The sequence below is a fragment of the Shewanella sp. 125m-7 genome (assembly GCF_052977045.1).
Window position 1 is genome coordinate 22,717 of record NZ_JBRILQ010000025.1, and the last position, 15,702, is coordinate 38,418.

Consider the following 15,702-nt stretch of genomic DNA (forward strand, 5'->3'; position numbering starts at 1 on the left):
CTTAAACTTGGCTTGTATTAAACCTTCTGCCATGGGCACTTAATACCAACCAATATAAGATCCTATTTAGCTTTACCATAAATTGGGTTTATATATTAACGGCGTAAATTTAGATTAAGATCACAACTGCCATTGCCGCAAAAAAAACCTAACAGATCCGATAAGGTTTCAAAAAAAAAGATACGTTAATCTCATTTTCACCCATCTTGGGTTAATAATAATTCCAATGAGAATGATGATGAAGAAAACCTTGATAAGCACCTTTGTGCTAACACTACTGTTAGGTTGTGGCAGTGATGACAATACCCACACGATACCGACACCAGAGCCTGATCCAGAAACGTCTAAATACCTAATGCTTGATGTTAAACCAGAAGCTAAATTTGAGGGTGAATTCTACGTTAATTTAGGCCGTTATCCTGATCCGGTTAAAGCCTGGTTACAGAGCGATGAGGCTAAACATTTGGGAGATGTAGATCACGGCCATGACCGACCAGAAAATGGCGTTATTTATGCCGCTGATGAACGTGACGCGGTGCTAGCGAGCATAGTTAACGAGCCCGAGAAAGTTATTGCAGTAGATACAGCAAAAATGCATCAACTGTTAATGACAAACCCGGACGGATTAGGCGCTGGCAGCGCCCGAGGTGATATTTTTGTTACCGGTCACTACTCTGCATTCGATGCCCTTCGCTACCTAGCCTTAACCCGCGACGATTTACGATTAGATAAAGTTGTCGCTCATGATTACACTGGCCGAGATACCTATGAGTACACAGTTTCATGGGACTGTAATGGTGACGGCGAGTTTAGCGATTCGGATAATATCAGTACCGATCCCGATGATATTTATGGCTGCGGCGTCAATGCCAGTAACTTTGAAAGCCCAGATTGGCACTTTAGGTTTACCTTTGAAAATGGCCAGACCAAAAACGGCGGAACCAAAGAGAACGGCACCCTAAATGGTATCGGCCCACAAGGTGAAGGCACCTATGAACGTATGGATCAGTTTTGGCTTAAACCTGGCATGTTGATACGTTTCCAGTCCTTTTCAAACGCAATGACCCAACGACGTCAATGGGTTCAAGATACTGAAATGAAGCGCCTCGACCAAAATGGCGGTAAGGTAATCGTTCCACAGTTTATGGTGGTTCCACCAAAGCCAGCAACACCCACTATGGTTAAAGGCTTGGAAGTCACCGCCCATAATATGAGACCCGATATTTTCCAGCCTGGCGTGATCACCGGCATGGATATGTTTCTTTCTGCTGCCGATGCAGGCCTAGATATTAAGTTTAACTACTGGCCAAATCTGTCAACAGGAGCCGAGGTGGGTGGTTTTGCGCTCTTTAGCGCACAAGGCGTCGCCTCTTCTGTTGGACGTGGCTGGAGTACCAAGTTTGGAGAATTTGCCATTGATCATGATTTTGGTCGCCATTCTACCTGTGATTTCTCATCACAAGGTTTAATTGTACCGGCTGAAGATTGCCGTCGCGATTGGCAGTCAAGATTCGGCGGCACAGTACTGCATCTGATGTCGGATGTATGGGTGATGAACCAGCCTCCTGAGTATGCGGCTGCGGCCTATTTGGATCACTATAAGACCTGGGGAATGGAAGAGTTTTCTGGCAATGATATTGTTGAGCGGGACTTCAGCGAAGCAGAAGACGGCTCTGATATCATGACGCTACAAGTTTTCGCCCTACCTGACGCCGAAGAAGAGCCTGTTTTACAGTCGACTCATTTTGGTTGGGGTATCGCCGATTGCACCGAGTGCCATAATGAAACTAAGTCGCCTTTAGGACATGGTGGCCACAGCTGGCCTATAAACAGTAGCGATGGTTTTGATCAAACACAGCCTTACTACTGTGCCACCTGTCACGGTAGTAATGGTGCCCCCGATGCACACGGAGAAACTGCTCGTTGTTTCTGGTGTCATGATTCCGATACTAGCCGCCCGGCACACCACGGTGATGCCTCTACTCAACGTCTCTTTCAAGGTGATGATGTCAAGGGTAATAGCCATATTTACAACGCACCATCTGAAATAAATGCCTTACCAAGAGATAATATGGGTAACTTTAAAGAGTTAGATAAGGTATGGAGTTCGATTAACTCTGACTGGAATATGAGTAAGGCATTTCCAGATCCATACTCTTGTATGACTTGCCATAAAACCTCAGCTAAATAGCTAATTATTACATTGAACCTGTCAGACATTTCAAAGCAAGATGCTCTGAATTGAAATGTTTGGCAGGCTCATATTTTTAAAGCGAAGATAATATTCTAATACGAGGGTAAAGCTGTAAACCCTAGTCGAATGTAGCGGGTAATTATATGTCTTTGTTACATTATTAACCTTAAATTATGTCTATATCACATATTTAGCATTCACATTCTCGTTAGGACCTTATAGCCCCTTCAAGCAATTGATGTAAATAGAGTATGAATGTATGCTGCATTAACTAACTTCCTCTGTCGATTCAATGAGTAACAACCAAGTACTCTTAACTATTCATTAACCAATCTGCCCATGAAAAACAGTACAACTAGACCCTGCAATCTTAACCCAAAACATATGAATTTAGTTTCTGACTATCTAAGATCCTATGGGATCACCGAGTTCTTTTATGGCATCACAATTAAGGCGAAGCAAACCAACTCTTCTCCATTTAAGCGATTGCGTCGGCGCAGAGCGGACGAAATGCTTAATGCACGTTTTATGGGGTTTTCGAGTATTGAGATCATGGAGTACCGACACCAATATCTGACGCATTTTGCCAGTTATGATCTCGGATTCTCAGAGCCGCAATTTATGGGGCTAAATTTTTTAAAAAATGCAGACCTTCGCTCACCGAAAGGCTTGCAATTGCAACGTTTAAGAGATGAACTCAATATTAAAAGCTGGGGCACCTGGCGCCTTCCGACCAAATACAATCCTAATTGGGACTCTGTATTTGTGTTCCATTCAGATCTAGAACAAGACGTGCTTAAGCAAAAAATAACAGCCAACCAAGATGAGATAGATCATCAACTATTGCTGTATTCGACTTTGTTTAACGATCAATGTATTACTCAAATAAATCCAATCACTAACTATAATTGTCTCTCAGATAAAAGCTTACAGGTGCTGCTGTTAACCGCCCAAGGGTATTCTAGTGATGAAATTGGTGAACAACTCGTTATCTCTGAAAGTGGCGTCAACTATCATCAAAATAGACTTAAAGAGCTGTTTAACGCTAAAAATCGCGTTCAGTTAGTCAGTTTTGCCCACACTCTTGGTGTGCTCAAATAACCAGGCCAATGACAAAAAAATTCAAATCGCCTAAATAGTTTGCTCCACTCTAAAAGCTTATCCCTATAAGTATTAATTCCATATCGGTCACAACTCTCCCTGCTCCAGCAAAACACTACGACTAGTCGTAGCGTTTTGCTTTATCGTTTCGGCTAACCTCGTATCAGCAAATTCAGAGTGATTTGTATAATTTAAAAAAAATTTACGATTCGTATCGAGAGAAATGATGATGAAAAAACAGCTACTGAGCGCACTTATTCTAAGTATGTTAGCAGGCTGTGGCAGCGATGACTCGCCACAAACTCCGGTAACACCAGAGGTTCCTGAGCCAGAAAAGTCAAAATATTTGACTCAAAATATTAAACCTGAAGCCAAATTCCGAGATTTCTACGTTAAGTTAGGACGTTATGACGATCCTGTTACTAAATGGATTCATGACAATAGTGATTTAGTCAATAAAGATAAGCCTATCATCGGCGGACCGGATGTAGATTTTAATAAAGATGGCTGGATAGACGAACGTGATGCACATGCAGTTGGCGTGTTTAACCAAGATGAAGACACGATCAAAATTGATGCGGCCAAGATGCATGAACTGTTAATGACTAATCCAGATGGCTTAGGTGCGGGTAGTGCCCGCTCTGACATTTTTGTTGAGGATCATTATTCTGTATTCGATGCATTACGATATCTGGTCTTAACCCGTGATGATCTAAGGTTTGACTCAATAACACGCCCTGAAGATAGCGGCCGAGATACCTATGAATTTATACTTTCTTGGGACCAAAATGGTGATGGTATTTTCGATGAGCAAGATAATGATGTCTATGATAATTATAAAGGTAAAAACTGGCACTTCCGCTTTAACAACTCTGGGGGAGACTTTAAAAAGATTAACAGCACAATCAGTGGAATAGGACCTCAGGGTGAAATAACCTATAACCGCATGGATCAGTATTGGGCCGATCAAGATATGACAATTCGTTTCCAGCCTCTTTCACCGGAAATGACTGAGCGCCGTCGTTGGGTACAAGATAAAGAAATGGCTCGCTTAGCAAAGGCGGGTGGTAAGGTTATTCTTCCTGAACTGACTATCTCGCCGACACCTGACAATGTAACTGTCATCAAAGATCTAGAAGTCACCGCCCACAACATGCGTCCTGATATTTTCCAGCCTGGCGTGATCACTATGATGGATATCTTCCTATCAGCAGCCGATCAAGGCACCGACATAATGTTCAACTATTGGCCAAACCTTTCTACTGGAGCTAAGGTGGGTCATTTCGGACTCTGGCGTGCAAAAGGTATTACTTCTGATGTAGGTCGTGGCTGGACAACCGCCTACGGTGAGAAGACAACCATCAAGGACTTCGCTCGTCATTCTGTGTGTGACTTCTCTTCTCCACAAAGTGGTGGTCAAGACTTAATAGTCGATCCTGAACATTGTCGTATCGACTGGAGAACCAACTTTGGCGGAATAACTGGCATTCACGTTATGTCAGATGTCTGGGTAATGAATCAACCAATCGAAACTGCCGTTATCAGTATTAAATCTCATTATGATGTCTGGGGAATGCCTGAGTTTTCTGGTAAAAAGATCATAGAGCGCGACTTTAGTCAGGCTGAGGACGGCACCGATATTATGACGCTTCAAGTTTTTGAGCTACCAGATAGCTCAGAGGAACAAATATTAAAATCGACCCATTTTGGCTGGGGAATAGCTGATTGCACCGAGTGTCATAACGAAATGAAGGATCCGCTTGGACACGGTGGCTCTAGCTGGCCGATAAACAGTAGCGATGGCTTCGATGAGACGCAACCTTACTACTGTTCAACCTGTCATGGCAGTAACGGCGCTCCTGAAGGGCATGGAGAGACTGCACGCTGTTTCTGGTGTCACGATAGTAAAGAGAATCGACCAAAGCATCATGGTGACGCATCCACCCAAAAACGCTATCAATCGATTAACGGCGAGATAAGAAGTAATGTCGCCATATACAATACCAACACACCGAAGGAGCTTAACTCGCTTCCAAGAGATAAGAACGGGAACTTTGAAGAATATTCAGACTTGATGAGCTCAAAGAACTCTGACTGGGATATGAGTCGAGTGTTCCCAGATCCTTACTCATGTATGACTTGTCATCCTAACACTATTTAAGAGGTAGTTAACAGTTAGAGAAGAAGGGCTGGTAATTAATAGAACGCCAGCCCTTAATAACATATACTCACCTCAAACAACGCCGCATCTACCTGATAGATAACACAAAATACTATTGAAGTTTGTTATGAATCACATTAAAACAAAATCCTGCAACATATCCAATGATCAACTCAATTCAATAAAAGTATTTTTCGAAACCTATGGAGTTAGTGATTTTCATTATGGCATTACTACCAAAAAAATAGTTTCAGAAATAATAGGCTTCAAAAAATTAACACGCCGCCTTCCTCAAGAGATGCTAAATGCTCGATATTCAATCTTCTCTACCGATAAAATAAGACGGTTCCGTCACTCTTATTTAGAATCTTTTGCTAACAGTGATAATGGATATAAACAAACCAATGTACTTGGTGCAAATGTCTGGCGAGAGCCTGATTATACAGGAACTAAAGGTGAGCAATTTAAACGCCTAATGAATGAGCATGGTATTGTTAGTCGAGGGGTATGGTTCCTACCTGTAAAATACAACCCTGACTGGTTTGCGGTATTTGTATTCTTTTCTCCTTTGGAACGAGAAGCTCTTAATCAAAGCTTAAAGACACACCAAGCAACAATACACCAACAGCTTGAACTTTACTCCAGCCTATTCAACGAACAATTTATAGCGCAGCTTAATCCAATCAGTAACTTTAACTGCCTTTCAGCCAAGGCAATACAGGTTTTAGAACTGACTGCCCAAGGGTATTCCTGCGAAGAGATAGGTGAACAGTTGGTGATGACAGAAAGCGGCGTACACTATCACCAAAATAGACTCAAAGAGCTGTTTAATGCCAAGAACAGGGCTCAACTGGTGAGTTTTGCTCACTCATTAGGGGTGTTGAACTAAGTTTCTAGTATTGATATCTCAAATAAGATGGGCTACAAACCTAGGCCCATCAGTTAATAAAATCTTAGTCGTGAAGAGCTTAGCCATTATCGTTGAACAACAACTGTCGCTACAGGCTATTGACGGCAGCGTGTTTGTTTTTTGTAATAAAGGGCGTGATAAATTAAAAATCCTGTACTGGGATAGCACCGGCTTTGCGCTTTGGTACAACAGAAACGCTTCGGGGCGAGCAGTGAGAGCCATGATTATCAAGGTGAGCTGTTTAACGAAGCAGAAGTGACTGCCGATGCACCGGTTGAGTTAACGACAGGTGATGTTGCTCCCCCTAAAAAACGCGCCAAGCGCCAGCCATTGTCTAAAGACCTGCCTCGCGAAGTCATCACTCATGACATTAGCGAAGCCGATAAACAGTGTGCTTGTGGTCATCAGCTGACCGTGATGGGACAAGATAGCAGTGAAAAGCTCAAATTTATTCCCGCGCAAATTAGTGTCATTGAGCACATTAGGTTGAAATACAGCTGCAAGCATTGCGAAACGAAAGGGACGCAAGCGAATATCAAACAAGCGCTGGTCCCTGTTAGCCCAATCCCTAAAGGATTTGCGACACCGAGTTTACTAAGCCAACTCATTACCAGTAAATATCAGTATGCATTGCCGCTCTACAGGCAAGAAACCCTGTTTAAGCAACATGGTATTGAATTAAGTCGACAAACGATGTCTGACTGGATGATGAAGTCAGCGGCCTTGTTTAAACCCTTATATGATTTACTGCACCAACATCTATTAATACAACAGATAATCCATGCTGATGAAACCACACTCAAAGTGATTAACGACGAGCGAGTAAAATCCTATATGTGGGTGTATTGCTCACATGCGCGGCGTAATTCAAAGAAGCGACAGTAGCACAAGGTAAAAATAAGACAGGTAAAATGAGTAAAGCGGATATGGCGCTCAACATGATAGCTAAGCTGTATCGTATAGAGAGTCAAATCAAGGAGCTGTCGCTTGAAGAGCGGCTGTACTTTAGGCGTACTCACTCAAGTGCTCAGCTCGCGCTATTTAAACAATGGTTGGATAAATCTGCGCCGCAAGTGTCAGAGAAAAGTGCTTTGGGCAAAGCCATCTATTACAGCCTCAAACTGTGACCTTAATAGCCTCTTGTCCTGACTCGTTGATCTAAGCAAGGCGTTGTTCACCGGACGCTCACGAAGCTTTGGCTGGAGTAAAAGCAATAAACAAAGTAATAGAACTAGGGATGCCAATTAGGAAACAAGTTGCCTAATTCGATAAAACACTTGGGGTAGCTGCATCTAGAACTGCTATTTGATCAACGACGCCTTGCTGAAGCATAAGCACTTATTATATGAGTAGTGCTGTTTCGGTCATCCTGATTAGATAAACCGCGTAGTGTTTTTCCATCAATCGCAATAACGTCTCCATTAGTCAGCTGGTGAACAGATTGTACCCAATCAAAAAAACACACGTTAAAACTTTCAGGATTAATGACTGAAATTGTTCTAGCAATTGTATCGTCAGCAGGGAAGCCATCAGTAAACGTTTTCTGCGTTTTTAACCAGTGATGGTGACCTAGAATGTATTATTGAGTATCGAACCAACCATTTGAACTTTCAATCGCCACACACAGAGAACCGAACAGTATATAGAACAGTGGATAGGTGATTTTTGCACTTTGGCGATGGTCTTCAATCGCGCTAAAATGTTATTTAAATGATTCGATATACATAATCTGACACCTTAAAAAGGAGTATAAGATCAGAAGCACTTGAACAGGTCAAATATTTACTTAAATTGCTCACATAACACTCATGACCAGCCTCTGCTCAATACCTAGCTTACCCATACAACGTCAAAATAGCGTTTAACGCCACCAATGTTCAAGCAGAACTCTTCACCCTTACATTTATTCATTACAGCGGCGCCCAAAGGTGACGCAGGCGTGACTATCAGCACAAATATACCGTCAAGGTGGATCTTTAGCCCACCAGCACTAGGACCTACAAACAAATATTGACGTTTATCATCCTCATCAACTAAGACAACAACCCGCCCTAGACGTACTTGCCGCTGTTTGTTGCAGCTTTGTTGACTGATAAATTCGGTACTCGTACTCTCTGCCACTGTAGGATCTGTATTGGCGATATCATTATTTAATAGTGCAATATCAGCCGCGTTTCCGACAAGGTCTGCAGTGGCGAAGAGTTGTCTAAATGCTTCTATATCCGCCCTGCACTGTGCCGCCCGCATTGATTGCCCATGAGCAAGGTATGAGGCCTCTAACCCAAATGTGTCATACTTATTTTCGGCAATACTTTCACTACCCGTTGCGGTTTCATGAGCGCGACTTGCTGCTGCACTAGCACTTGCGTATGCATTTTCTAGTGCTGCCAATATTAGTGTATTTAACTTGTTAATTGATAACACGTTTTGTTATCCTGAGTAAAAAGTAGCGACTACACATAGATTAACAAACTCATATAAAAAAAACTGAGGTTATATTCATTTGGGAGCGTAATTGTCACTTGATAATCCCTGTGAACTCGTTAACTTAGTGATAGACCTGTAGAAATAGTGGTCAAAGTATTAAACTGAAATCAACTTAAACATCTCACCTCGCTCAGTCGTTTTTAAAGGAGTAAGATTGGTTAATAATCAGCTCGACGACAAAGAGAATTCACAGCCAAACTGCCAATGCTACAGTCATTGGCTTGTTTGCTTTCAAGGCGCGGCATTAATGACTTCGCTATTTAGCGGCTATGCTGCAGCCCAAGATCTAGAACCTCGCAGCTACACCAATATACCTATCGGTATGAACTTTATCGCAGCGGGTGTTGTGCGTTCTCAAGGAGATCTTTCTCCTGCTCCGTCGGCCCCGATTACAGATGCAAACGTAACAATCAATGCCGCAGTGGTTGGATATGCCCATACTTTTGCTTTAGCTGGAAGCTCATCAAAACTCGATATGGCTGCAACACGAGTCTGTTATAAGGGCAGCGCAATACATAATAATGAACAAGTTAAAGCGGACCGCTGTGGATATGGCGATCCAACTATGCGGCTCACCTGGAATTTTTACGGCGCGCCAGCATTACAAGCTAAGGATTTCGCCAATTGGCAACAAGGCGTAGTGATTGGCACAAGTGTTCAAATTAGCTTCCCCTTTGGAAGCTATGATCCAACTAGATTATTAAATGCGGGTAGCAATCGCTGGGTATTTAGGCCGGGCGTTGGCATGTCTCACAAACTCGGTAACTGGTATTACGATTTGATAGCCTCGGTTCGGCTATACGGAGATAACAATCAATACATTGGTAATGCCAGCTTAGAGCAAGAGCCTCAATATACTCTGCAAGGACATCTTATTTATAGTTTAAACCGCGGCCATTGGATTTCAATTAACGGTAACCTATTTTTTGGTGGCGAAACCAGTCGCGATAAAATCAGTTCATTGGATGAGCAACGTAATTCCCGCTTTGGTGTGACCTACGCCTTCCCTATTAACGCTCAACACAGCATTAAATTATATGCTAATACAGGGGTAATCACTGAAGTTGGTAATGATTTTGATACCTTAGGAGCGCTATGGCAATACCGATTCTAGCGGCGTTAGTTTGGCGGTAAGTTTAAAAATAAAATTATTGTACGGAAAAGTGTTTGCAGGGTGAGTTTGGTAAAAACTTGGGTAAAAACATAGCTCAATTGCAGATTTGCTACTGAGCTATGTTTATCAAGCTATATTAACCGGTTATGCCATAAAATCCGCACAAACAGCCGCTATTTACTCAACGTCATCAAAGTACCAATAACCCGCATTAACCCATTGCGTTAATTGCTGCATGACGTCTTTATCATTGAGCCAATCTGCGATATCCGCAGATGTTAGCATCTGCTTGTTACACAAGGTCTCAATTAGAGCAGATTGTCCTTCAACAAATTGTACTTGCTCACCGTTGATATACATCATGCCATCGGCCAGTGTTGCAGCAAAGTACAGGCAGCGAAGTCCACCTAAACGAATAAGAGGTTGCTCTTGTAAGATGGCTTTAACATCTTCAACATCAAAGCCAAGTATCTCTTCAGGTAAATCCAGCTCACACTTTGATTGAGTCAAATAACGGCCACTAAACTCACTAATTAACGTGTCGTCTAATGTCTCAATAAGCTGCTGCTTAATCCGTGCTAAGTCTTGCTCATCAATCAAGCCTGAGTGCTGACTTAAGCTGCGTTCTGGGTCGCTTATTTGCTGAGCACCCATCTCTTTATCGATCAGGTGATCTGCTAACGCGCTAACCATATCCTTTGCAGTAGCGGTACGATAACCCACTGAAAAACTCATTGATGGCTCTAACGTTACCCCATCGTGAGGGAAACCTGGTGGCAGATATAAAATATCGCCGGGAAGTAATTCCACATCAATGATAGGCTCAAACGCTTCGGTATGCAGTAAGGCTGGGTGCGCTGCGAACTCTTTATGAGGGCCTAAATCCCCCACTCGCCATCTGCGACGACCCGAACCTTGGCAGATAAATACATCATATAGATCTATGTGTGGACCAACGCCACCGCCAGGTGTCGCATAACTAACCATCACATCATCTAAGCGCCAGCGCGGAATGAAATCAAAGCACTTAAGTAACTCTTCAGCCTCTGGTACCCAGTTGTTTAGCGCCTGGACAATCAAGGTCCAGTCATTTTCACCCAAGTGGTCATAAGATTCAAAAGGTCCAAACTCAGCCTGCCAGTTGCCATCTTCGCGATAGACTCTACGAGACTCCACCATTTCTTCGCATGCCAAACCCGCCATCTCATCAGGAGACAACAAATCTTGAAAGTTTTTAAAACCTTGACGGATCACTAACGGTTTCTTTTGCCAATATTCTTTAAGAAACTGTTCAGGTGTTAAACCATTTATATCTAATTGCATGTGACATACTCACTAAAATTTGCGCGCATGGTACCAAAAAAATGCAATAAAAAATCTCGGTCGGATCATGAAAACATGCTTAATTTGTGCAGGTATCAGTCAAAATAGCCTAAAGCGTCATCCTGTGTCATAACTTGATTGACTGCACTTTAAGGATCAATACAATATCAAACAAACTTTATTGATGATGATCCACTTTGGCCAATACAACTCATTCACGCCTAATTCAACACGCCGACACCGTCATAGTGCTCGATTTTGAAACAACGGGCCTCTCTCCAACCCAAGGTGACCGAGCAATTGAAATCGGTGCAGTCATGCTTAAAGACGGCAAGGTTATAGACACATTCCAACAATTGATGAATCCGGGTTTTAGGGTCAGTGGATTTATTGAGAACTATACGGGGATCAGCAACGAAATGTTGATTGACGCCCAGTCTTGCGAAGTCGTGATGGCACAATTTGCGGACTTTATCGGTGACTATAATCTGGTTGCCCATAATGCATCATTCGATCAACGCTTTTTGGATGCTGAACTGAGCCGAGTAAACTGCCACTATTCAGGCCAATTTGCCTGCTCGATGTTAATTGCACGAAGATTGTATCAAGATGCACCGAACCATAAACTCGGCAGTTTAATACAATATAAAAATATCCAGCATGATGGCGTATTTCACCGGGCGTTAGCAGATAGTGAGATGACCGCCGACCTTTGGCTCGCTATGCTTGATGATTTAAACACTGACTATCAAATACAGCGGCCAGCATTTTCATTATTGCAAGCTATTGCTAAACAAAGCAAAAGTAATGTAGGTCAATATTTGGCACGTCAACGCTAATGCTTGCAGCACTGTTTAGCCGTTATGACCATTGGCGTAATAACAGCTAAACAGTGCTCAATATAAAATTCTATACACAATTGATAAATTTATATCCCTAGCTCGTCGAGTAGATCATCCGCATCCGTTTTTGTCGCCGCAGGCTTATTCGTCTTGTTCACAGAGGCTGGATTTGCAAGTAATTGCCCGTGCTCTGCAAGTAATTCATCTAAGTCAAACTCTTCGTCAGTTTCAAATTCACTTAGCTTTATAAACTCTGTCTTGTCCATTGCAAACTCAAGATAGAACACATGATTGCTTTGAGTTTTAAAGGACACTCTTCTTGCAACCGCTTCATCTAAGTTAGTATCAATAGAAATGGTTAGCTCTTTATTGATGGTCAGCATCTTCGGTTGGCTTTGGCTAATGCTCGTTTGTAACTCTTTACTGATTTTATTAATAAAATCACCCAAAATCTGATTCATCAATTCGCCCATCACATTGCCGACTTCATCAGAGGTGTGTGAAAATGCCAGTTCAGACTCTGGCATTCCCATGTTGAGCATGTATTCACGATAGATCTCTAATGCGGCGGGAGCCGAAAAATTAATCACCACCAATCCAGAGAAGCCTCCATCAAAAATAGAAAAACATCCTAAATCAGGCTTTAGGCAGGTTCGCGTAATAGTTTGAACCATACCAGCATGAGTAATTTGGCTATGGGTTGTGCTTGATAACACGTGGGATACAGAATGACATAGCTTTAATAAAATATCGTCACTACTAACGGTAACTGTCGATTGCATAAAAATAACCTTTTAAAAATAATCGCCATTATATTGCCCCACTAATTTAACAAAACAAAGTAAAACCCGTAATCAAAATGGTTTTATCACCAATAAACTCATGACTTAACATTGTCACCCTTAGTATAGGCCGTCGAACTCCTAGTTTACTGACCAAGCTTGGTATCAATAGGGAGTCACAACGAGTGTTAAAACTTGTAATCGATAGAGTTAACATTTTTAAAATAAACATACGGTTACTGTTTATTCATTACGCTATAAAAGGTAAGTTAAACTCACGTATCCGTAGCAGACAATAACGATATGATCGCCCTACTAAGACAATTTACGATTTTACAACGCTTGATATTAATGCTCATGCTGGCCGCAATAGGCACAGTTTGTTTCGCCAGTTTTTCAATTAATGAGCAATATAACAACTTAGTTGCACAAAAGTGGTTGCAAAACGATGCTCAGATCAACACGGCAATGAGTTTGATAGAGGCGAATAATAGACAAGTTGCTGGCAACAAAAGTAACTTGGCTAGCACTCAAACCGCAACAGCCGACCTTATCAATCAGATAAGTTTTGGCAATGATGGTTATTTTATCATTTTAGATAGCAAGCAAACCATTATCGCTCACGGCGCAGATTCGAGTGCAATCTCTAAAAACGTCAAAGCAGTGTATAGAACTCAAGGCGCGGTCAGTCTCGATACATTATTAACGTTGGCCAAAACCCAGTCCGTAGCCAAAGGGCAAATTGATTTCCCTAACCCTACCACGGGTAATTTAGAATCTAAGCTCGTAGAGGCTAAACTATACCAACCCTGGGGATGGACAATTATTACCGGCAGCTACACAAGTGATGTCAATGAGCTGATGTATTCTATGGCCATTGATTACCTCATCATCATGATGATGATATCTGTGCCTATTTTCCTGTTCTTTTTAGTGCTCAATATTTCTATTACTGCACCGTTAAAAGAAGCCATCGTGGCAATGAGAGACATTGCCCAGGGAGAAGGAGATTTAACCCAAAAACTGCCCACGAAAGGCAAAGATGAAGTTGCAGAACTTGCGCAAGCTTTCAATCTGTTTGTAATAAAAATTAGAGATATGGTTGCTCAACTTCAACCTATAGGTAAAAACTTAGATCTCGATGCTCAGCGTTTACTCAACGCTGCTGAAGAATCAAATGTCAGTGTCGACCACCTTCACAAAGAAACCTCGAGTGTCGCAACGGCAATAAACCAAATGTTATCGACCACCCATGAGATGGCCAGTAATACTAATCAAGCTGCGGAAGCAGCTAATAGCGTCAAACATCAAGCCCAACAAAGCATGTCGATGATGGATGCCACATTAGACAATTCAAAGCATCTCGCCAATGAGCTAAAGAGTGCTCAACAGATCACTCATGCATTAGGTAACTCCTCGGCTCAAATTGGTGGGATCTTGGATGTTATTCGAGGTATCGCCGAGCAAACTAACCTGCTTGCATTGAATGCGGCAATTGAAGCCGCTCGAGCAGGTAGTCATGGACGCGGGTTTGCGGTCGTAGCCGATGAGGTGCGTGCCTTAGCGAACCGTACACAAGATTCAACTAATGAGATCCAAAATATCATTAAAGAGATCCAATCAGGAGTGAGTTTGGTCGTTGCCAGTAACGAGCAAAATCAAAATCAATCCCAACAGGTGCAAAACCAAGTCAACGACGTAAGTGATTCATTAACTGACATCTTAAATCTAATTGCACATATTAGTGATATGAATACTCAACTTGCCAGCGCGACAGAAGAGCAGTCAATAGTCACCGAAGAGATTAATCGTAATATCTGCGCTATCACCGAATTAACGGAAGTGTCAGTTAAAGCGAATGAAAGTAATCATAATGCCGCGGTGTCACTACAACATATCAGTCAAGATTGCGCTCGCACTCTAGGGCAATTCAAAGTCAATTAACGTAAGGTTGCACAAAACCTATACTCACGAGGGGCAACAATTGCCCCTCTCGCTCATTCGAAATTATGATAAGCTAAATTCACTGAAGGGATTTCTTTATAGGTGAATTCAATTTATGGCTCGCATGACGTTAGCTGTCCACCCAGAGCTCTACACTATCCATAGTTTTTCAGCCGACAGTCCTATTTCGGCCGATATTTTTCAGCAAGATATGTATTTCATCGGTAGAACCAAGGATGAGATCTCTGTCGTCGTCCCTGCAAGGTTAATTCTCGACAGCATAGAGCAAGAAGAGGATTGGCGCTGCCTCGAAGTTATCGGGCCATTGGGCTTTTCCATGACTGGCATTTTAGCCAATGTGTCTACCACTCTCGCAAACGAAAAAATTAGTATCTTCGCAATATCGACCTTTGATACCGATTATATTTTAGTCAAAAAAGAGACCCTCTCGGCTGCAACCAAAGCACTAAAAAAGAAAAATTACCAAATAATTGATTATTAGTTATATTCCCCTTAAGTTAGCGTTAACCATAAAGCACACCGAGCTTTGCATCGACTTATAGAGTGCTACATTTTATGTATGAAAAGAGCATTATTATCACCGCTAAACACGGGATCCATACCCGTCCAGCAGCTTTGGTTGTAAAAAAGGCAAAGTCTTTTGACTGCAATATCACCGTGGAATGTGGTGGTAAGCAAGCGAGTGCGAAAAGTTTATTCAAACTACAAACCTTAGGGCTTTATTATGGCGTATCAGTGAAAGTCTTCGCCGAAGGTGAGCAAGCTCAACAAGCTGTTGAAGACGTGTCAGAGCTGCTTATTACACTAAGTTAAGATTCAAGTT

14 protein-coding genes and 2 pseudogenes are annotated in these 15,702 nt (G+C 42.2%); 12 read left to right on the top strand and 4 right to left on the bottom strand.

What is annotated here, in order from left to right; translation table 11 throughout:
• Positions 1-238: 238 nt before the first annotated feature.
• The 7 genes and pseudogenes from ACVBIL_RS12530 (at position 239) to ACVBIL_RS12560 (ending at position 7,493) form a co-directional block, all read left to right on the top strand.
• Positions 239-2,191: a hypothetical protein gene (locus ACVBIL_RS12530; protein ID WP_447167307.1), complete on the top strand. Its 1,953-nt coding sequence runs from the start codon at positions 239-241 to the stop codon at positions 2,189-2,191.
• Between the two features lie 387 nt (positions 2,192-2,578).
• Complete coding sequence (locus ACVBIL_RS12535) at positions 2,579-3,295, top strand: helix-turn-helix transcriptional regulator (RefSeq protein WP_447167308.1); 717 nt, start codon at positions 2,579-2,581, stop codon at positions 3,293-3,295.
• A gap of 229 nt (positions 3,296-3,524) precedes the next feature.
• A complete protein-coding gene (locus tag ACVBIL_RS12540) occupies positions 3,525-5,456 on the top strand; it encodes a hypothetical protein (RefSeq protein ID WP_447167309.1) in 1,932 nt (643 codons plus the stop codon).
• 127 nt (positions 5,457-5,583) lie between these two features.
• Positions 5,584-6,345 (top strand): helix-turn-helix transcriptional regulator, encoded by a 762-nt coding sequence (locus tag ACVBIL_RS12545; protein WP_447167310.1) that lies wholly within the window; start codon positions 5,584-5,586, stop codon positions 6,343-6,345.
• Between the two features lie 70 nt (positions 6,346-6,415).
• Positions 6,416-6,625, top strand: a complete 210-nt coding sequence (tnpB, locus tag ACVBIL_RS12550) for an IS66 family insertion sequence element accessory protein TnpB (RefSeq protein ID WP_447167311.1) — start codon at positions 6,416-6,418, stop codon at positions 6,623-6,625.
• Positions 6,547-7,218, top strand: a pseudogene (tnpC, locus tag ACVBIL_RS12555) (IS66 family transposase); the annotation flags it as partial. The gene tnpB and the pseudogene tnpC, both read left to right, overlap by 79 nt.
• A 59-nt stretch (positions 7,219-7,277) precedes the next feature.
• Positions 7,278-7,493, top strand: a complete 216-nt coding sequence (locus ACVBIL_RS12560) for an IS66 family transposase (RefSeq protein WP_447167312.1) — start codon at positions 7,278-7,280, stop codon at positions 7,491-7,493.
• 188 nt (positions 7,494-7,681) lie between these two features.
• On the opposite strand, the pseudogene ACVBIL_RS12565 reads toward ACVBIL_RS12560, so the two are convergent.
• Together ACVBIL_RS12565 and ACVBIL_RS12570 are read right to left on the bottom strand one after the other, a co-directional pair.
• Positions 7,682-8,056 (bottom strand): annotated as a pseudogene (locus tag ACVBIL_RS12565) (ISAs1 family transposase); the annotation flags it as partial.
• 140 nt (positions 8,057-8,196) lie between these two features.
• Positions 8,197-8,790 carry a GreA/GreB family elongation factor gene (locus ACVBIL_RS12570; RefSeq protein ID WP_447167313.1) on the bottom strand — a complete coding sequence of 198 codons (594 nt, stop codon included), beginning with the start codon at positions 8,788-8,790 and terminating at the stop codon, positions 8,197-8,199.
• 217 nt (positions 8,791-9,007) lie between these two features.
• Between ACVBIL_RS12570 and ACVBIL_RS12575 the strand changes: the two genes are divergently transcribed.
• Complete coding sequence (locus tag ACVBIL_RS12575) at positions 9,008-9,967, top strand: transporter (RefSeq protein WP_447167314.1); 960 nt, start codon at positions 9,008-9,010, stop codon at positions 9,965-9,967.
• 177 nt (positions 9,968-10,144) lie between these two features.
• Here the strand turns inward: ACVBIL_RS12575 and ACVBIL_RS12580 are convergent, their stop codons facing one another.
• Positions 10,145-11,290 carry a ribosomal protein uL16 3-hydroxylase gene (locus ACVBIL_RS12580; RefSeq protein ID WP_447167315.1) on the bottom strand — a complete coding sequence of 382 codons (1,146 nt, stop codon included), beginning with the start codon at positions 11,288-11,290 and terminating at the stop codon, positions 10,145-10,147.
• 197 nt (positions 11,291-11,487) lie between these two features.
• Here ACVBIL_RS12580 and ACVBIL_RS12585 point away from each other — a divergent pair, with 197 nt between their 5' ends.
• A complete protein-coding gene (locus ACVBIL_RS12585) occupies positions 11,488-12,129 on the top strand; it encodes a 3'-5' exonuclease (protein WP_447167316.1) in 642 nt (213 codons plus the stop codon).
• An 89-nt stretch (positions 12,130-12,218) separates the two neighbouring features.
• On the opposite strand, the gene ACVBIL_RS12590 is transcribed toward ACVBIL_RS12585, so the two are convergent.
• Positions 12,219-12,914, bottom strand: a complete 696-nt coding sequence (locus ACVBIL_RS12590; RefSeq protein ID WP_447167317.1) for a DUF3334 family protein — start codon at positions 12,912-12,914, stop codon at positions 12,219-12,221.
• Between the two features lie 303 nt (positions 12,915-13,217).
• Between ACVBIL_RS12590 and ACVBIL_RS12595 the strand changes: the two genes are divergently transcribed.
• The 3 genes from ACVBIL_RS12595 (at position 13,218) to ACVBIL_RS12605 (ending at position 15,692) form a co-directional block, all read left to right on the top strand.
• Complete coding sequence (locus ACVBIL_RS12595; protein WP_447167318.1) at positions 13,218-14,858, top strand: methyl-accepting chemotaxis protein; 1,641 nt, start codon at positions 13,218-13,220, stop codon at positions 14,856-14,858.
• A gap of 115 nt (positions 14,859-14,973) precedes the next feature.
• Positions 14,974-15,360: an ACT domain-containing protein gene (locus tag ACVBIL_RS12600; protein WP_447167319.1), complete on the top strand. Its 387-nt coding sequence runs from the start codon at positions 14,974-14,976 to the stop codon at positions 15,358-15,360.
• Between the two features lie 74 nt (positions 15,361-15,434).
• Complete coding sequence (locus ACVBIL_RS12605) at positions 15,435-15,692, top strand: HPr family phosphocarrier protein (RefSeq protein ID WP_447167320.1); 258 nt, start codon at positions 15,435-15,437, stop codon at positions 15,690-15,692.
• Positions 15,693-15,702: the final 10 nt, after the last annotated feature.